The sequence below is a fragment of the Methylobacterium brachythecii genome (assembly GCF_014196345.1).
Classification (GTDB): domain Bacteria; phylum Pseudomonadota; class Alphaproteobacteria; order Rhizobiales; family Beijerinckiaceae; genus Methylobacterium; species Methylobacterium brachythecii.
In genome coordinates, this window is record NZ_JACIDN010000005.1 from 296,408 (window position 1) to 313,582 (window position 17,175).

Consider the following 17,175-nt stretch of genomic DNA (forward strand, 5'->3'; position numbering starts at 1 on the left):
ATACGGTCGACCCGACGCGCGGCGAGTGGATGCCGCTTCGTTCGGGAACCAGAATCCACGGCCGTCCCGGGCTACCATGCGCGACAACCCGCTCACCTTCAGCCTGCCGCGCTGGCGCTTCACGCGCTGGCTCGCTTATGCGGGTCCCGACATTCCGCGGGAGATCCGCGTCGCGTTGATCAGCAGCCTCTACGGCACGCTGCCGATCTTCGCCGGCGGTGTGGCCAACACCATTACCGTCGCCACCGTCATCGCCTACCACATCCCGCATCCGGCGATCTTCGGCTGGCTCGCGCTCGAGATCGCGATCTGCGCGGCCCGTCTGGTGGTCCTGGTCATCGCGCACAGGGCCGCGGCGCAGAGGCGTCGCACGCCCACCGACCTCAATCTCGTCCTGGCGCTGGCCTGGTCCGCGAGCCTCGGGCTCGGAACCTTCCTCAGCGTCACGAGCGGCGACTGGGTCGCGGCGACCCTTGCTTGCCTCTCGGCCGCCGCGATGGTGGGCGGCACCTGCTTCCGCAACTTCGCGGCGCCGCGCCTGACGGCCCTGATGATCGCGCTGACGCTCGGGCCTTGCTGCCTCGGGGCCGCCTTCGCGGGCGAGCCGATCATGATGATCACCTTCCTGCAGATCCCGTTCTACCTGCTGACCATGACCATCGCGGCGTTCAAGCTGAACCGGATGATGGTCGCGACCATGCGGGCCGAGCGCGAGAACGGCTTCCGCGCCCACCACGACGCGCTCACCGGACTCTCGAACCGATCGGGTCTCGGCGCCGCCATGGAGGCGTTGCAGGCCATCCGGCGCGGCTCGATCGGTCTGCTCTATCTCGACCTCGACGGCTTCAAGGTGGTCAACGACACCCACGGCCACGCCGTCGGCGACGATCTCCTGCGGATGGTGGGCGAGCGCCTGCGCGCGGAGGCCGGACGCGGCATCCTGGCGGCGCGGATCGGCGGAGACGAGTTCGTCGTGCTCTGCGAGGACAGAAGCCGGGCGGAACTCATCGCGCTCGCCGAGCGGCTGATCGCCAGGATCTCCGAGCCCTATCCCCTTGCGGAGGCGGGCACGGCCCGGATCGGCGTCAGCATCGGCATCGCGCTGTCGCCGGACCATGGCGACGACCTAACCAGCCTGCTCCAGGCTGCCGACCGCGCGCTCTACCGCTCCAAGTCGACGGGCAAGGGGCATTGCTCGCTCGCGACGCGCAAGACCCGCGACGGCGATGACGCCGAACAGGCCGCGGATCGCCGCTCGGCCTGAGCGGCTCGCTGTCGCGAATCACCGGATCGTCAAGACCGGGCGCGGAAAGCGCAGCAATTTCAACGCCGCACGCCCGATATGGTATCATCGGGGCATGGTCGATCCCGGCTCGGTCCACGCTTCGGCAGACATGGCGTTGCATGAGGTCGAGCGCGTTGCTTGGACATCGGAGCAACGGGATCTCTTCCAGCGGATCGAAACGCATCCGTTCGAGCGGCCCGATCACATTCTCGACTTTACCGGACGCCTCGCCCGAGACCGCGGCTGGAGCCTCGACTTCGCCCGCGGCGCCGTCGCCGAGTATCGCCGCTTCTGCTTCCTGGCGATGGTGTTCGAGACGCCCGTCACCCCGAGCGAGGAGGTCGACGAGGTCTGGCACCAGCACCTGACCTATTCCCGCGACTATTGGGAGGCCTGGTGCGGCAGCGTGCTCCGGCAACGGCTCCACCACGATCCGACCGAAGGCGGCCCCTCCGAACAGGGAAGGTATCGCATGCAGTACGCCGAGACGCTCGCGCGCTACGAAGCCTTTTTCGGGCCACCCGATCAGCGATACTGGCCCGCGACCCATGACCGGTTCCGGGGCAGGCCCCGCTACCGCATCGTCGACGGCGACCGCGTCCTGACCCTGCGGCGACCGGCTTGGCGCGGATGGTTCGCCCGCGCCGGATCGGCGATCGTCCTGGCTGCAGCGGGGCTCTGCGCCACGCCGCGACCGGCCTCGGCCATACCGCTCGGCGTCCTCGACTGGACGGCCGGCCCGTTCCTCACGCTCTACGCCAATCTCATCGTGGCCGGCTTGATGCTGGCCTTGATCGGCCGCGCCGTCCTGGTGAGCGGCGGCCGCGCCCCTACGGCGCCGAACCTCGATCCGGTCGAGCTCGCCCTGCTCGCCGGCGGCAACGGCCGGGCCGCCGACGCCGTCATCATCGGCTTGATCGATGCCGGCGCCGCGAGCTTTTCGACGGGCAGCGGCGACATCACGGTCGAGGAACAGGGGGTCCGCCTTCCCAGGATCCTGGAACCGTATCGCGGCGTGGTCGCCGGTACCGTGAAGCGGAAGACCCTCGTCGCCGCTCTGGCGCCGCGTCTCGAGGTGGTCCGCGAGACCCTGGTGCGATCCTCGCTCGTGCCGAGTCAGGACGTGACGAGCCGGATCAAGGGTTGGACGCTTCTCTGCGTCGCTCCGGTCTTCGCGCTCGGCCTGACCAAGATCTTCGTCGGCCTGTCGCGGGGCAAGCCGGTGGGATTCCTGTTCGCGATGTCCTTGGTCTTCCTGGTGCTGACGGTCTTTGCCTTGGTGAAGGCGCCGAAGCGCACCCGAGCCGGCGACAGAGTGCTCTCCGGCTTTCGCCAACGCCATGCCAGGGCGGCACGCGCGCCTCTCGAGGGAGAGCTGTTGTTCGCGTTCGCGCTGGGCGGCGCTGCGATCCTCGCCGGCACACCCTACGAGGCCTATGGACGCCACCTCCGCGCAGCGGGCGACGGCAGCTCGGGCTGTGGCAGCAGTGGCGGCGACGGCGGAGGCAGTGGCTGCGGGGGAGGGGGCTGCGGCGGATGCGGAGGCGGTGGGGATTAGGGAGCTGATTGCTGCGGCGCGCGGCTCGAAAGCCGATAATCCATGCGATGGTCCGGGATAGGACGGTCGCTCCGTCACATGGAGGCTTCGTGGCAAACCCATTTCTGCACGGTACGGTCCATGAGGCCGGCGAAGACCTCCAGGCGGCCGTGCGATCGGTTCCGGGGGTCTATGAGCTCTGGGAAAGCCTGACGCCGCTTGGCCGGAACGAGTTCATCTGCTGGGTCGAGGACGCGAAGCAGACGGCGACGCGGCAACGCCGGATCGAGCGAACCTGCGAGGAAATCTCGGAAGGAAAGAAGCGGCCATGCTGCTGGGCGGGCTGCATTCACCGCACCGACAAGGCTCCGAGCCGTTGGCAACAGGCGGTGCTGATCGATCGGCGAGGAAAGGGTGGCTCGTCTGCAGACTGATGGAGACGCAAAAGCGTCAGCTCTTCACGCTGGCGGCGCCTTGCTCAGAAGCTCCGCGAACCGCGCCACCAGCCGCTTGCCGACCTCGTCCTTGCCGAGCCGCGGCCAGGTGTCGAGAGCGCCGTCGCGGCCGAGCAGGTGGACGGTGTTCTCGACCCCACCCATGACACCGCCCTCGTGCGAGACGTCGTTCGCGACAAGGAGATCGCAGCGCTTCTTCGCAAGCTTTTTCCGCGCATTGTCGAGAACATCGTCCGTCTCGGCCGCGAAGCCGACGACGAGGGGCGGCCGGCCTTCGGTGCGGCCGGCGATGGTGGCAAGGATGTCGGGGTTCTCGACCAGCGTCAGTGGCGGCACCGCCGATCCGTCCTTCTTGATCTTGCCTCCGCGCGCCTCGGCCGGGCGCCAGTCTCCGACAGCGGCAGCGAAGACCGCGATGTCGGCCGGCAGCGCGGCCTCGACGGCAGCGAGCATCTCGCGCGCCGTCTCGACGCGGATCACCGCGACGCCGGCCGGATCGGGGATCGAGACCGGCCCCGAGACCAGCGTCACCCGCGCCCCGGCCGCTGCCGCCGCCGCGGCGATGGCGTGGCCCTGACGGCCCGAGGAGCGGTTGGCGAGGTAGCGCACCGGGTCGATCGGCTCGTGCGTCGGCCCCGAGGTGACGAGCACCGTCTTGCCCGCGAGCGAGCCTTTAACGGCGCGTCCAGCCAGGAAGCCAAGCCCGCCGCGCTCGCTGCGCGCCGTGAGCATCGTCTCCAGGGCATCGGCGATCTCGCCCGGCTCAGCCATGCGGCCCGGCCCGTGCTCGGCCTCAGCCATCGCGCCGTCGTTGGGGCCGACGACCGAGACGCCGTCGCCGGTCAGCGTCGCGAGGTTCCGTTGCGTCGCCGGGTGCTGCCACATCCGGACGTTCATCGCCGGTGCGATCAGGATCGGCAGGGTGGTGGCCAGCAGCACCGTGGAGGCGAGGTCGGGCGCGTGGCCGCCGGCCATCCGCGCCATCAGGTCGGCGGTGGCCGGCGCCACCACGACCGCGTCGGCGTCCCGCGCCAGCCGGATATGCCCGATCTCGGCCTCGTCGGCCCGGTCGAACAGGTCGGTATGGGCCCGCTGGCCGGCGAGCGCCGCGGCGGCCAGGGGCGTTACGAATTCCTGCGCCGCCTTGGTTAGGATCGGCCGCACCGCGGCACCGCGCTCGCGCAACCGCCGGATCAGGTCGAGCGCCTTATAGGCGGCGATGCCGCCGCCTATAATGAGGAGAACGCGCCGGCCGGAGAGAGACTGGGACATCGGCAGACAACGGCGGAATTTTTGATGTGGCGTCAAGGTCGTAGAGCAAGCGGCGGACCGATCTCCCTCAGCCGACATCGCCGTCGCGCCAGCAAACGCCGGTGCCTCATCTGCCGCGGCGGTCGATCAGAAACGCTCGCCGACGAGCTCTTCGCTCTTTGCCCAGAGCGCCGCCGCCCGCTCGGGATCGAGGGCATAGGCCCTTACCCCTTCAGTCATCGCGTTCGACGGCTCGCCCGTGAGGAGCGGGGAGACACGGCAATCCTCGCAATAGCGCCCGCCAACCTCGTCCGCGGAAGCCACGACGCCTGCCCAGACCGACGTAGCGGCTCCCTGGGGCACGCTCTTCATCTCGAAGGGCGGCGCTCCGATCGCGGCGCGCTCGACATTGAGCTCGTCGACGCGCTTCTGCAGCGCGCCGGGCTCGGCGAAGGCGTGGCGCCCCAGCTCCGTCGCTATGCCGCCTGGATGGACTGCCGTCGCACGAACGCCCTGCGCCTTGTGGCGCCTGTCGAACTCCAACGAAAACAGGATGTTGGCCGTCTTAGAGCGACCGTATCCCATCCACGGGTCGTAGGGCGTCCGCTCGAAGTTCGGATCGTCGAGATCGACGTCGCTGTAGCGATGGCCGGCCGACGACAGGTTGACCACACGACCGCCGGAGTAGAGCAGCGGCACGATTCGGTTCACGAGCACGAAATGACCGAGATGGTTGGTGCCGAACTGCGTCTCGAAGCCGTCTTCGGTGTGCCCGAGCGGCGGAGCCATCACTCCGGCATTGCAGATCACGAGGTCGAAGGCGCGCCCATCCGCGAGCAGGGCGTCGGCACACGTCCTAACGCTCGTCAGCGACGCCAGATCGAGCGCGATGACCGAGACGGTCTCGGCCCCCGACCTGGCGAGCGCGCGAGACGCCTTTTCGAGATCGCGCGCGGCGCCGGTCACCCGCGCGCCATGGGCGACGAGGGCGCGCGCGGTCTCCACGCCGAGCCCGGCCGACACGCCGGTGACCAGCACCCGCTTCCCGGTGAGATCGATCCCCGCCAGCACGTCGTCGGCCGAGGATTTTGCGTTGAACGGTGTTGTCATCGGATGCAGGTCCCGCGAGGTTTCGGGCGAGTGTCCGCCACCCGCTCCCATGCTATACGGAGGGTGGCTCCGATTAATATGCGGAGGTATCCTCCGTTTTCAAGGCGTGGCTGTCGCGTGACCGATGTCGAGGGACCGAGCCCGACCCGCAAGCTGCGTGCGGATGGCGAACGAAACCGGCTGCGGCTGATCAAGGCGGCCAAGCGCGTGTTCGCCGAGAAGGGCGCCTCCGCGAGTCTGGACCAGATCGCACGGGATGCCGAGCTCGGGATCGGCACGCTCTACCGACACTTCCCGACGCGCGACGCCCTGGTCGAGGCCGTCTACCGGCAGGAGACGGAAGCCCTGCTGTCGGGTGCCGCGCAGCTGTCGAGAGAGCTGGAGCCGGTGTCAGCCTTGCGCGAATGGCTTCGGATCTTCGTCGAGTATCTCGCGTCGAAGCAGGGCATGTCAGAAGCACTGAAGACGCTGATTGGGGGGACGGAGACGCTCTATGGCGAGTCGTCCGCGAAGGTCAGGGGAGCGCTCGACACGCTGGTGACCGCCGCCGTCGAGACGGGCGAGATCCGCATGCACATGGAGCCGCTCGATCTGCTGCGCGCGATTGCCGGCGTCGCGAACTTGAGCCCGGCTCAGAATTGGAAGCGGTCGGCAGTCCTCATGGTCGACGTGCTGCTTGACGGGCTCCGCACGGAAGCCCGTCGCGCCGATCTCGAACGATCTTGAGGTAAACGATATACAAGTATATACCTGCATCTGCTTCACAGCGATGAGTTACCGTTCGCGGAGACGGGCGGCCGCCTGAGCCAGGGAGGGTATCCATGCCGACCTACGTGTGCGCCGTGCCGGCAGGCCTGCTTTCCGACGGGCAGAAGGCGGAGATGGCGGAGGCGATCTCGCGCATCCATTCGGAGGCGACGGGCGCGCCGATCTACTTCGTGCAGGTCGTCATCGACGAGGGCGGCACGACGCGCTTCCTCGGCGGCCGCCGCGCGGACGGGCAGATCTGGATCCGCGGCGACATCCGCGCGGGTCGGCCCGAATCCGTCCGCAAGGAGATGATGCTCGCAATGATGCGTGCCGTCGCGGGAATCACGCGGGTCAGGGAAAGCGAGATCTGGGTGTATCTCTGCAACCTCGCACCCACGGACATGGTCGAATACGGCCACGTCCTGCCGAAACCCGGTGAGGAACAGGCCTGGTTCGACGCGCTACCGGAGGAGTTGCAGGCCTATCTCGCCGACCTCGGGACGAGCCGCGGGACGTTCAAACTCTAACGGCGGCGAGGCGCGGCCGGTCGGTCCGGCGGTGCGCATCTCCTCGCCCGATTTGGGGGGAGACTGCCTTGGCGACGTAGGGCCGGCAACGGTTTGGGCTGGCGGCTACTGGTCAGCCACTCGACGAACAAGGCTTAGCCGGAGAAACGCAGCCTTCCATGCGCCTTTACCTGTCCTCCCTCGGCCTCGGCGACGCGACATCGGCTCTCGTGGACCTTGCGCCGAGGCAAGGCCGGGTCGCCCTCATCATGAACGCGCTCGACGGCGACACCTCCTCACGCGGCCATTGGCAAGCCGACCAGTCGCAGGAGCTGTCGGCGCTCGGGTTTCGGGTTGAGGAGCTCGACCTGCGTCACTTCTTCCGGGAGCCGGAGGCCCTGCGGACGGCGCTCTGCGATGTCGACATGGTCTGGATCAACGGCGGCAATACCTTCGTGCTGATGCGCGCCATGCGGCTCAGCGGCTTCGACCGGATCATCAAGGAGCGGCTCGCGGAGGACACGATCGTCTATGGCGGTTTTAGCGCGGCCACGGTCGCGGCGACGCCGAGCCTGCGCGGGATCGAGGCGGTGGACGATCCGAACGAGGTTCCGGAGGGCTACCCCGGCGAGATCGTCTGGGATGGCCTCGGGCTGGTGCCCTTCCAGGTTGCCGTACACTACCGCTCGGACCATCCGGAATCGGACGACGTCGAGAAGGAGATCGCCTTCTGCGAGCGCGAAGGGCTGGCCTACCGCACCTTGAGCGATGGGCAGGTCCTGGTGGTTCGGGATACGGTCGAGCTGATCGGCTGAGCCAGCCCCTTACTTCAAGGCCAGGATCAGCACCCCGATCGCAATCACCCAGAAGGCCAGCGTCGACCAGATGGCGCGCTGCTTCTCGGCCTTCACCAGCGTGCCGAGGTGCTGGGCCTCCTCGCTGCTCTCCTCGTCGAGCCGCACCATGATCCGGCGGATGCGCTGGGCGATGTCGGGGATGTCGGCGATCACGTCGGAGAGCGCCAGCGCCGCGCGGCCCGCGCCCTCGATCCGCCCGATCGGCCCGAGATTGCGCGCGATCCAGCTCTTCACCACCGGCTCGGCGCCGGTCCACATGTCGAGCTGCGGGTCGAGCGAGCGGGCGACGCCCTCGACCACCACCATGGTCTTCTGCAGCATCACCAGCTCGGTGCGCGTGCTCATGTCGAACAGCGCGGTGACGTCGAAGAGCAGCGTCAGCACCTTCGCCATCGAGATCTCGTCGGCGGGGCGCTGGTGGATCGGCTCGCCGATGGCGCGGATGGCCTGCGCGAAATCGTCCACCGAGTGGTGGCGCGGCACGTAGCCCGCCTCGAAATGCACCTGCGCCACGCGGCGATAGTCTCGCATGATGAAGCCGAGCAGGATCTCCGCCAGGAAACGCCGCTCGGCCATGCCGAGCCGGCCCATGATCCCGAAATCCACCGCCGTCAGGCAGCCGTTCCGGTCCACGAACAGGTTTCCGGGATGCATGTCGGCGTGGAAGAAGCCGTCGCGGATCGCCTGGCGCAGGAAAGATTGGATCACCGAGCGCCCGAGCGCCTTGATGTCGTGCCCGTCGGCGACGATGCGCGCCCGGTCGCTCAGGCGGATGCCGTCGATCCATTCCGAGCTGAGCACGTTGCGCGAGGTCATCTCCCATTCCGGGCGCGGCACCCGGAAGTCGTCGTCACCCTTGGTGTTTTCGGCGAGTTCGGACATGGCGGCGGCCTCGAGCCGCAGGTCCATCTCCATCATCACCGAGCGGGCCAGCGTCTCGACCACCTCGCGCGGGCGCAGCCGCTCGGCATCGGGCAGCATCGCGTGGACGATGCGCGCCATGAAGCGCATGGCCTGCAGTTCGCGGGCGAATTGCGCGCGCACGCCGGGGCGCATCACCTTCACGGCGAGGTCGCGCAGCGTGCCGTCCTTGTCGAGCACCTGCGCCTTGTGCACCTGCGCGATCGAGGCCGCCGCCACCGGCTCGCTGAACGAGACGAAGAGCGCCGAGATCGGCTTGCCGAGCTCCTGCTCGACGCAGCGGATCGCCACGCCCTGCGCGAACGGCGGCACGCGGTCCTGCAGCCGCTCCAGATCGCGCGCTGCGGCCATTCCGACGATGTCGGGCCGCGTCGCCAGGAACTGCCCGAACTTCACGTAGGACGGCCCAAGCCGGGTCATGGCCCGCTCCAGCGGGCTCGCGCCGGCATCCCGCGCGACGCCCCGCTTCTCCAGCGAGCGCCCGACCTTCAGCGCGAGCCGCAGATGCGGCGGCAGCTCGACCGGATCGATCAGCGCCAGTCCGCCCTCGCGCGCCAGCACGAAGCCGACATGCACGCCGCGGACGAGATGGAAGATGCCGCCTAGCAACGGGCCAGCCCTCCGCACCCGTCATTGCGAGCGCAGCGAAGCAATCCAGGGCCAACGCCTTGCCGTTGCGGGTGTGAGTCTGGATTGCTTCGCTGCGCTCGCAATGACGGCGGAAAGGACAAGCCCACTCAAGCCACCTTCCAGCCCGAGTGGATCGCCACGATCCCCCCCGACAGCACCCGGTGCGTCACCCGCGAGAACCCCGCCTCCTCGATCATCGCCGCGAACCGGCCGGGGGAGGGGAATTTTCGAATGGATTCAACCAGATACTTGTAGGATTCCTTGTCGCCCGCCACCCGTGCGCCGATGCGCGGGATCACGTGGAAGGAATAGGCGTCGTAGATCTTTTCGAGGATCGGCAGGTCGACCCGCGAGAATTCGAGGCACAGGAACCGCCCGCCGGGCTTGAGCACCCGAAACGCCTCCTTCAGCGCCACGTCGATCCGCGGCACGTTCCGGATGCCGAAGGCGATGGTGTAGGCGTCGAAGGTATTCGAGGGGAGCGGCAGGCTCTCGGCATTGCCGGTGACGAACTCGATCTGCCCGGAAAACCGCGTCCCCGCCCGCTCCTGCCCGACCCGCAGCATCGCCTCGTTGATGTCGAGCACGGTGACGTCGGTGTCCGGCCCGCCGGCCTCCAGCACGCGGAAGGCGATGTCGCCGGTGCCGCCGGCCACGTCGAGATGGCGGAAGGGGCGGTTGCGGCCCGGCCGCAGCATGCCGATGAGATGCGACTTCCAGGCCCGGTGCAGCCCGCCCGACATCAGGTCGTTCATCAGGTCGTAGCGCTTGGCCACGGAGCGAAAAACGTCGTCCACCCGGCCCTGCTTCTCGGCGAGCGACACCCGCTCGAAGCCGAAATCCGCCGTGCCGTCCTCAGCCGCGCTCATGCCGTCCCATCCGCTCTAGCCACGCCGCTCATAGCGAATGCGCCGCGGGATCGCCATGTGGAGAAGCCGCGGCACAACGCTTATGAACCGGACCGACGAAACACGGGCGTCCCGCCCATCCCCTTCATCCCACCCCACCCCCTCATCCTGAGGTGCGTAGCGCAGCGAAGCCTCGAAGGAGACCTCCAGGGATCGCGCGGCTGGCTGGAGCCCTCCTTCGAGGCTTCCGCTTCGCGTCCGCACCTCAGGATGAGGGGATGGGGAGGGAGGACCGGTGTCAGCCCGTGAGACCTGCCCCCGCGTTTCACGTGAAACATTTCCTATAACTAAGCCATAAGTCCCAAAAGAATGCCCGAGCTTCCCGAAGTCGAAACTGTGCGGCGCGGCCTGGAGCCGGCGATGGTCGGCGCGCGCTTTTCGCGGGTGACGCTGCGACGGCCGGACCTGCGCTTTCCCTTCCCGGAGCGCTTTGCGAAGCGCCTCGAAGGCCGCACGGTCACGGAGCTGGCGCGCCGGGCCAAATACCTCACGGCGCATCTCGATTCCGGCGAGAGCCTGATCATGCATCTCGGCATGAGCGGCCGCTTCGACGTCGCGCTACCGGACGGCTCGAACCTCTCGCCGGGCGATTTCTACCTCGAAGGCGCGCTCGGCAACGCGAAGCACGACCACGTGGTAATGGCGCTGAATTCCGGCGCGACGATCACCTATAACGACGTGCGCCGCTTCGGCTTCATGGATCTGGCGCCGACCGAGACGCTGGCCGCGTGCCGGCACTTCGCCGCCATGGGCATCGAACCGCTCGGCGACGATCTCACCGGCGCGATGATCGCGCGCCTTTTTCGGCACCGCATCACGCCGCTGAAGGCCGCCCTGCTCGACCAGCGACTGATCGCGGGGCTCGGCAACATCTACGTCTGCGAAGCCCTCCACCGCGCCCGCCTGCACCCGCAGGCCATGGCCGGAACGCTCGCCAAGCCCGACGGCTCACCGACGCGCGGGGCCAATGCCCTCGCCAAGGCGATCAAGACCGTCCTCACCGAGGCCGTCGCGGCGGGCGGCTCGACGCTCCGCGACTACGCCCATCCCGACGGCGGGGCAGGGGCCTTCCAGCATAGTTTTCGGGTGTATGACCGGGCGGGACTGGTCTGCACGGCGAAGGGATGCCGGGGGCATGTTGCGCGGATCGTGCAGTCGGGACGGTCGACGTTTTTTTGTGAGGTTTGTCAGGCATAGTCAAAAATTGAAGTGCGCCACTATTGCTCAAAGCCGAACACCGAAAGTCAACTTCCGGAAAAGTTTGTTACTAGAGTTTGATTGCTCTTTTATCCATGTGAGCGAAAGACGACATTTTCATTTTTAAATGCTCTCGATTTTTATCTCCAAATGCCTCTAAGTAAACTGGCATAATAGATTTATCAAGCAAATTGCTTTCCATTTTACATGCAACGACTCCAACAAGACTCTTATCATCGAATTGCGATTGCCACCGCCTCCCCATTTCTTTCCGCGAACCTTCAGCGCGCTGGACGCTCTCTGATATTAAATCTCTGACTTCTGTATGTAATTCGCACAGAGCATTAAAATATACCCTGAAACAGTCACGCAAGTTGATACGACCTCCACGCTCTTTAATCTCGTCTATAATCTCTTTCTCAAATTTTCGACCGCCCGAAACCTCGTCAGCACAAAAGAAGTACTCGGTAGAAGCCAAGTTCTTATCGCCAATCCACTCGGACCCAATGGAAAAATTATGAACAGGGAATCCACTGTGCTGCGAAAGATTTCTTATGGCTTCCATCGCGCGGTATTCAAAGACTGTTTTTAATTTTTTCTCTTTTATTTCTTTTATCTTTTTCGTCGCCAATTCTTTTCCAATAATCTTGGCGGCATGATTTTCTATTGAAATGGTATATAATCTAACCGTTGCAAGCGCAGCGATCATCAAGGCATTGTATTCATATTTAGTTCGATAGAAATCTTCGTTAGTGGGCCAATTGTAGATCATGGCATCAAGAGAAGTTTTAAAATAATTTATTTCAATTAATTTGTATGACTCGCATACAGCACAGAAATTCGCTTCAATATGCAATGCATTCGTGAGAATTTCACGAGAATTCTTTAAGTCTCTAAAATCAGCATCAGATATCTCCAAAATCTCATCGCTAGATAATGTCAGACGAACAAGCGCGTACATTGATCCGACACCCTCACCACCCCATAGCAATCCCATCCTTCCGCGGGTCCGACCCGGCCACCAGCGTCCCCGCCGCGCGGTCGATCCAGATGATCTGGCCGCCGCCGAGGGGGAGGGGGGCGCGGATCGCCGGATGGCCGCGCTCCCGCAGGCCGGTGAAGACCGCCTCCGGCACGCCGTCTTCCACTTCGAGGCCGCCGCCATAGGCGAAGCTGCGGGGGGCATCGAGGGCCTCCTGCACGTCGAGGCCGCGGTCGAGCAGGCCGGTCAGCAGCTCGACATGGCCCATCGCCTGGTAGTGGCCGCCCATCACGCCGAAGGGCGCGACCGTGCGGCCGTCCTTCATCAGTAGGCCGGGGATGATCGTGTGCATCGGGCGCTTGCGCGGGCCGATGCTGTTGGGGTGCCCGGCCTCGGTGCGGAAGGACAGGCCGCGATTGTGCAGCAGCACGCCGCTCTCGGGCGCGAGGATGCCGGAGCCAAAACCCTGGAACAGCGAGTTGATCAGCGACAGCGCGTTGCCGTCGCGGTCGACCACGCAGAGGTAGACCGTGTCGCGATGCGCCACAGTCTGCGCCGCCTCGGGATAGAGCACCGGCTCGCGGGCGCGGGCCATGTCGATGTCGCCGCGCGCCCTGGCGTGCCAGGCATCGGAGAGCAGGTGCTCGACCGGGACGTTCGCGAGGTCGAAGTCGCCGAACAGAGCGTCACGGTGGTGGTAGCCCTGCTTGCACACCTCGGCGAAGAGATGGAGGCGATCGAGCTCCGAGAGCGCGCCGACATCGTAGCCGGAGAGCACGTTGAGCATCATCAGGGCCGCGAGCCCCTGGCCGGCGGGCGGGCATTCGTAGACGTCGTAGCCGCGGTAGCGCGTGGAGATCGGCGTCACGATGTCGGGCTTGGCCGCCGCGAAATCTTCTTCCGTCTGCAACCCTCCGAGGCGCTGGAGCTTGCCGACGATATCGGCGGCGATGGCACCCTCGTAGAAGGCCTGCGGGCCGCCTTCCGCGATCCGCCGGAGCGTCGCGGCGAGGCGCGGCTGCTTGAAGAGGCTGCCGATGGCCGGCGCCCGGCCGCCGGGCAGGAACACCTCGGCGGCGTCCGGATCGTGCGAGACGCGCGGCACGCAGCGCAGCCAGTCCCAGCCAACGCGGGGCTGCACCACAAATCCGTTCTCGGCGAAGCCGATGGCCGGCTGCAGCAGCTCACCGAGCGAGCGGGTGCCATGGTCGGCGACCAGCCGCGCCCAGGCCGCGATCGCGCCGGGCACGGTGACGGCATGGGGCGATTCCGCGTCGATGGTCACGCCGTGCTCTGCGTACCAATCCGGCGTCGCGGCGGCCGCCGCGCGACCCGATCCGTCGAGCGCCACCGGCACCGAGGCGCCGGCCGGGGCGTAGAGCGCGAAGCAATCGCCGCCGATGCCGGTCATCAGCGGATCGACCACGCATTGCACGGCCACCGCCGCGATGCCGGCATCCACCGCATTGCCGCCGGAGCGCAGCACGTCGATGGCCGTGAGGGTCGAGAGCGGATGCGAGGTCGCCACCGCCGCGTTGGCGGCATGGAGCGGGGAACGGCCGGGGCGGGAAAAGTCTCTCACGATCGCGGCACTCCTGACGGCTCCGGGCTGCCAGGATCGCCCGGGTTCTCGCAGGCTCCCATAAGCGCGCCGTCGGCGGCGCGCCACCGATGCAGGTGCTTGCGCAGGACACGGTTGCGTGTGCGTGCGTCGTCAGGAATCGAGAGGGGCACGCGAGGGTCGCGCGCCCCGGGAGAGCCATGCCGACGGGCACCCCGGCGACGGTCGCCGGGGTGCCCGGTTTTCAGTGCGCCGGGCTCGCGACCACCGCGGCGAGGCGATCGTGAGGGGCGCCGGAGCCGCCGACCACCGCGATGCGGGTGCCGGAGGCCGCGCGGCGGTTCGCCCAGTCGCTGATCACCTCCAGGCAGGTATGGTCGATGGCCGAGAGGCCGCGGGTGGCGAGCCTGACCTCGCCGCCTTCCGGAGTGCGCTCCAGGGCCTCGGTGAGCCCCGGCAGCTGCAGGAAGGTCGCGCCGCCTGAAAGCCGCAGCTCCGGCACGCCCTCCTGCTTCGGCGCCTCGACCTCCTCGATCCGCAGCCGGCCGCGGCGCAAGGCCGGGAGCGACTGGAGCAGGCTCAGGCCGAAGCCGGTGAGCACGCCGGTCAGCAGGTCGGTGGCCACCACGGTCACCAACGTCACGAACCAGATGCCGACGGTGACCCAGCCGTAGCGGCGATGCAGGTGGAAGGCGTGGCTCGGGCCGACCAGACGCCAGCCCGTGACCACCAGGATGCCGGCAAGCGCCGCCGTCGGCACCATGGTCAGCACCCAGGGCAGGGCGACGAGGAAGGCCAGGATCCAGATGCCGTGCAGCACCGTCGAGGCCCGGCTGACCGCGCCGGCCTGGACGTTGGCCGAGGAGCGCACGATCACGCCGGTCATCGGCAGGCCGCCGATGAGACCGCAGACGAGGTTGCCCACGCCCTGCGCGCCGAGTTCCCGATCGTAGCGGGTGCGCGGCCCATCATGCATGCGGTCGACGGCAGCCGCCGAGAGCAGGCTCTCCGCGCTCGCCACCGCGGCGATGGTGAGCGCCATCACCAGGATGGCGGGTTCGGCGAGCCGTCCCCAGGCCTCGGAGGAGGGTAGGGCGAGGGTCGAGAGGATGGCCTCGGGCACCTCGATCCGCTTGACGTCGAGTCCGCCGAGGCTCGCGAGCAGCGTACCGGCCAGCACCGCGATGAGCGCGCCGGGTAGCAGCTTCAGCCGGGTCGGGCGGAAGCGCTCCCAGGCGAGCATCGCCGCGATGGTGGCGAGCCCGACCATCACCGCGCTCAGGCGGTTGCCGCCGGAAAAGGCCTCGAACACCGCGACCGGGATCGCCATCAGGTTGTCGAGGCCGCTCGGGAGGGGCACCGCATCGGTGAGGACGTGGATCTGCCCGAGCACGATCAGCACGCCGATGCCGGCGAGCATGCCGTGCACCACCGCCGGGGAGATCGCCCGGAACCAGTTGCCGATGCGCAATCCGCCCGCGACGAGCTGGAGGATGCCCGCCAGCACGAGGACCGGCCCCAGCGCCTCGAAGCCGTGCGTGCGCACGAACTCGAACACGATCACCGCGAGGCCGGCCGCCGGGCCGCTCACCTGCAGCGGCGCGCCGGCGATCAGCCCGACCAGGATGCCGCCGACGATACCGGTGATCAGCCCCTTCTCCGGCGGAACGCCGGAGGCGATGCTGATCCCCATGCAGAGCGGCAGCGCGACGAGGAACACCACGAAGGAGGCGGGAAGATTCCGCCCCAGATTCTGCTTGAAGGCGTCGAAGCCGCGGGCGAGCTGCATCGGGCTCACTCCGCTGCAGCGGGCAGGGCGAGTTCGGGAACCGCCACCCGCATCGCGGGCGCCTGGGCCACCGGCAGTTCCGCCTCCTCGGCGACCGAGAGGAAGCGCCCGGAGATGCCGTCATAGGCCAGCAATGCGCCGGTCTCGATCTCGAAGAACCAGCCATGCAGGCGCAGTGTGCCCCTGGCGAGGCCGCTGGCGACGCTCGGATGGGTCCGCAGGTTGGCAAGCTGCACCACCACGTTTTCGAGGGCGAGCGCCCGGTGGCGGATTTCGGGGTCGAGCCCCTCGGGATAGGCCTCGCAGACGATCCGATGCGCCGCCTCGGCGTGCCGCAGCCAGGCCGCGACGTTGGGCATCGATTGCAGCGCGCCGAGATTCATCAGCCCCTTCATCGCGCCGCAATGGGAATGGCCGCACACGACGATGTCGCGCACCCCGAGCGCCACCACGGCGTACTCGATCGCCGAGGACACCCCGCCGACATGCTCGGAGGCGGGCGGGACGATGTTGCCGGCGTTGCGGGTGACGAACAGCTCGCCCGGCCCGGCCTGTGTGATGTGCTCGGGCGCGACGCGGGAATCCGCGCAGGCGATGATGAGCGCGCTCGGGCTCTGACCGTCCCGCGCGAGCTGCTGGTACATCCGGCGCTGGCCGGGGAAGACGGTGTCCTGGAAGCTCGCGAGCCCCTTGATGATGCTGTCCACGCGGGTCCTTTCGGGGTCGAGATCATGCGGATGGTCCGGCCCGGAAGCCGGTCTGCGATGCGTCGTGGCGGCACGGTGCGCCCGCACGCACCCGAACCCACACGGCAGCGCCGCGCGAGTTGGGTCTTGGTCAGACGGTGAGGTCGGTTAGCGGACGGCGCGTCCGCTCAGGCGGCCCGAGGACCAGTGCGGATCGACCACATTGCGGCGGGAGACCACCGCCCGGGGCCCGTCATGGTACATCGGCGCGCCGAGGATCTGCCCGGTGCCGCGATCCTGCGAATGGAGCGAGCGCGGGTCGTGATACGGATCGTTGACGTAGGTGCTCATGAAGGCACCGCCGGCGGCCTGGCGGCTGCCATCTGCACCACCGGCCTGAGCCGCAACGGGCATGGCGAGAGCGACCGCCATCAGACAGAGGCTCGCGAGGCGTTTCATCCCAATATCCTTCCTTGGATGGATCCGGCGCGGAAACCGCTCCTGCGCCGATGAGACAAACATATTCACCAAGACGCGAGATGAAGGTGAGATAACTCACAGTATATGTCGGGCTATTTTAATCCTGCCGACACGAAGAAACCGATATGATGCTTTGTCACACGACAGTCGGATGAGGTAAATCGAGCTTAATCCCCATTGCCAACCATTTAAGCTCGATCTGTACTATCGTTCATATGATCGGCGCGATGATCGATTTGCCGGAATAATCCTTCCCTGCGGCAACGCTTC

At 67.1% G+C, this 17,175-nt stretch carries 16 protein-coding genes; 7 read left to right on the forward strand and 9 right to left on the reverse strand.

The window, feature by feature from the left end; translation table 11 throughout:
* The first annotated feature begins 76 nt into the window (after positions 1-76).
* The 3 genes from GGR33_RS15025 (at position 77) to GGR33_RS15035 (ending at position 3,256) form a co-directional block, all read left to right on the forward strand.
* Positions 77-1,264 (forward strand): GGDEF domain-containing protein, encoded by a 1,188-nt coding sequence (locus GGR33_RS15025; protein WP_183506577.1) that lies wholly within the window; start codon positions 77-79, stop codon positions 1,262-1,264.
* A 94-nt stretch (positions 1,265-1,358) separates the two neighbouring features.
* Entirely contained in the window at positions 1,359-2,843 is a 1,485-nt protein-coding gene (locus tag GGR33_RS15030; RefSeq protein WP_246413159.1) for a TIGR04222 domain-containing membrane protein, read from the forward strand.
* An 89-nt stretch (positions 2,844-2,932) separates the two neighbouring features.
* A complete protein-coding gene (locus GGR33_RS15035; RefSeq protein ID WP_183506579.1) occupies positions 2,933-3,256 on the forward strand; it encodes a YdeI/OmpD-associated family protein in 324 nt (107 codons plus the stop codon).
* A gap of 24 nt (positions 3,257-3,280) precedes the next feature.
* Here the strand turns inward: GGR33_RS15035 and coaBC are convergent, their stop codons facing one another.
* Positions 3,281-4,549, reverse strand: a complete 1,269-nt coding sequence (gene coaBC / locus GGR33_RS15040; RefSeq protein ID WP_183506581.1) for a bifunctional phosphopantothenoylcysteine decarboxylase/phosphopantothenate--cysteine ligase CoaBC — start codon at positions 4,547-4,549, stop codon at positions 3,281-3,283.
* Between the two features lie 126 nt (positions 4,550-4,675).
* On the reverse strand, positions 4,676-5,638 hold the full coding sequence (locus tag GGR33_RS15045; protein WP_183506583.1) for an SDR family NAD(P)-dependent oxidoreductase: 963 nt from the start codon (positions 5,636-5,638) through the stop codon (positions 4,676-4,678).
* Between the two features lie 117 nt (positions 5,639-5,755).
* On the opposite strand from GGR33_RS15045, the gene GGR33_RS15050 reads away from it, so the two are divergent.
* From GGR33_RS15050 to GGR33_RS15060, 3 genes are all read left to right on the forward strand, one after another.
* Positions 5,756-6,364 (forward strand): TetR/AcrR family transcriptional regulator, encoded by a 609-nt coding sequence (locus GGR33_RS15050; RefSeq protein WP_284211321.1) that lies wholly within the window; start codon positions 5,756-5,758, stop codon positions 6,362-6,364.
* A gap of 95 nt (positions 6,365-6,459) precedes the next feature.
* Complete coding sequence (locus GGR33_RS15055) at positions 6,460-6,915, forward strand: tautomerase family protein (protein WP_183506587.1); 456 nt, start codon at positions 6,460-6,462, stop codon at positions 6,913-6,915.
* A gap of 158 nt (positions 6,916-7,073) precedes the next feature.
* Positions 7,074-7,709 carry a Type 1 glutamine amidotransferase-like domain-containing protein gene (locus GGR33_RS15060; RefSeq protein WP_183506588.1) on the forward strand — a complete coding sequence of 212 codons (636 nt, stop codon included), beginning with the start codon at positions 7,074-7,076 and terminating at the stop codon, positions 7,707-7,709.
* A 9-nt stretch (positions 7,710-7,718) separates the two neighbouring features.
* On the opposite strand, the gene ubiB is transcribed toward GGR33_RS15060, so the two are convergent.
* Both ubiB and ubiE read right to left on the reverse strand, forming a co-directional pair.
* A complete protein-coding gene (gene ubiB / locus GGR33_RS15065) occupies positions 7,719-9,281 on the reverse strand; it encodes a 2-polyprenylphenol 6-hydroxylase (RefSeq protein WP_183506590.1) in 1,563 nt (520 codons plus the stop codon).
* A 128-nt stretch (positions 9,282-9,409) separates the two neighbouring features.
* The gene (gene ubiE / locus GGR33_RS15070; RefSeq protein WP_183506592.1) at positions 9,410-10,171 is read right to left on the reverse strand and encodes a bifunctional demethylmenaquinone methyltransferase/2-methoxy-6-polyprenyl-1,4-benzoquinol methylase UbiE; all 762 of its coding nucleotides are present in this window, start codon (positions 10,169-10,171) and stop codon (positions 9,410-9,412) included.
* 348 nt (positions 10,172-10,519) lie between these two features.
* Between ubiE and mutM the strand changes: the two genes are divergently transcribed.
* Positions 10,520-11,407 (forward strand): bifunctional DNA-formamidopyrimidine glycosylase/DNA-(apurinic or apyrimidinic site) lyase, encoded by an 888-nt coding sequence (gene mutM, locus GGR33_RS15075; protein ID WP_183506594.1) that lies wholly within the window; start codon positions 10,520-10,522, stop codon positions 11,405-11,407.
* Between the two features lie 70 nt (positions 11,408-11,477).
* On the opposite strand, the gene GGR33_RS15080 is transcribed toward mutM, so the two are convergent.
* The 5 genes from GGR33_RS15080 to GGR33_RS15100 all read right to left on the reverse strand — a co-directional run bounded on the left by GGR33_RS15080 (position 11,478) and on the right by GGR33_RS15100 (position 16,884).
* On the reverse strand, positions 11,478-12,404 hold the full coding sequence (locus GGR33_RS15080; protein ID WP_183506596.1) for a hypothetical protein: 927 nt from the start codon (positions 12,402-12,404) through the stop codon (positions 11,478-11,480).
* Positions 12,382-13,971, reverse strand: a complete 1,590-nt coding sequence (locus GGR33_RS15085; protein WP_183506598.1) for a gamma-glutamyltransferase family protein — start codon at positions 13,969-13,971, stop codon at positions 12,382-12,384. Before GGR33_RS15085 ends, GGR33_RS15080 begins: the two co-directional genes overlap by 23 nt.
* A 223-nt stretch (positions 13,972-14,194) precedes the next feature.
* A complete protein-coding gene (locus GGR33_RS15090) occupies positions 14,195-15,739 on the reverse strand; it encodes a SulP family inorganic anion transporter (protein ID WP_183506600.1) in 1,545 nt (514 codons plus the stop codon).
* Between the two features lie 5 nt (positions 15,740-15,744).
* A complete protein-coding gene (locus GGR33_RS15095; protein WP_183506602.1) occupies positions 15,745-16,446 on the reverse strand; it encodes a carbonic anhydrase in 702 nt (233 codons plus the stop codon).
* 147 nt (positions 16,447-16,593) lie between these two features.
* The gene (locus GGR33_RS15100; RefSeq protein ID WP_183506604.1) at positions 16,594-16,884 is read right to left on the reverse strand and encodes a hypothetical protein; all 291 of its coding nucleotides are present in this window, start codon (positions 16,882-16,884) and stop codon (positions 16,594-16,596) included.
* Between the last annotated feature and the right edge of the window lie 291 nt (positions 16,885-17,175).

Coding starts and splice junctions, on each gene's coding strand:
- GGR33_RS15090 (WP_183506600.1), bottom strand. CDS start 15,739: ATGCAGCTCGCCCGCGGCTTCGACGCCTTCAAGCAGAATCTGGGGCGG.
- GGR33_RS15025 (WP_183506577.1), top strand. CDS start 77: ATGCGCGACAACCCGCTCACCTTCAGCCTGCCGCGCTGGCGCTTCACG.
- GGR33_RS15080 (WP_183506596.1), bottom strand. CDS start 12,404: ATGGGATTGCTATGGGGTGGTGAGGGTGTCGGATCAATGTACGCGCTT.
- coaBC (WP_183506581.1), bottom strand. CDS start 4,549: ATGTCCCAGTCTCTCTCCGGCCGGCGCGTTCTCCTCATTATAGGCGGC.
- GGR33_RS15045 (WP_183506583.1), bottom strand. CDS start 5,638: ATGACAACACCGTTCAACGCAAAATCCTCGGCCGACGACGTGCTGGCG.
- GGR33_RS15100 (WP_183506604.1), bottom strand. CDS start 16,884: ATGAAACGCCTCGCGAGCCTCTGTCTGATGGCGGTCGCTCTCGCCATG.
- GGR33_RS15055 (WP_183506587.1), top strand. CDS start 6,460: ATGCCGACCTACGTGTGCGCCGTGCCGGCAGGCCTGCTTTCCGACGGG.
- mutM (WP_183506594.1), top strand. CDS start 10,520: ATGCCCGAGCTTCCCGAAGTCGAAACTGTGCGGCGCGGCCTGGAGCCG.
- ubiE (WP_183506592.1), bottom strand. CDS start 10,171: ATGAGCGCGGCTGAGGACGGCACGGCGGATTTCGGCTTCGAGCGGGTG.
- GGR33_RS15030 (WP_246413159.1), top strand. CDS start 1,359: ATGGTCGATCCCGGCTCGGTCCACGCTTCGGCAGACATGGCGTTGCAT.
- GGR33_RS15060 (WP_183506588.1), top strand. CDS start 7,074: ATGCGCCTTTACCTGTCCTCCCTCGGCCTCGGCGACGCGACATCGGCT.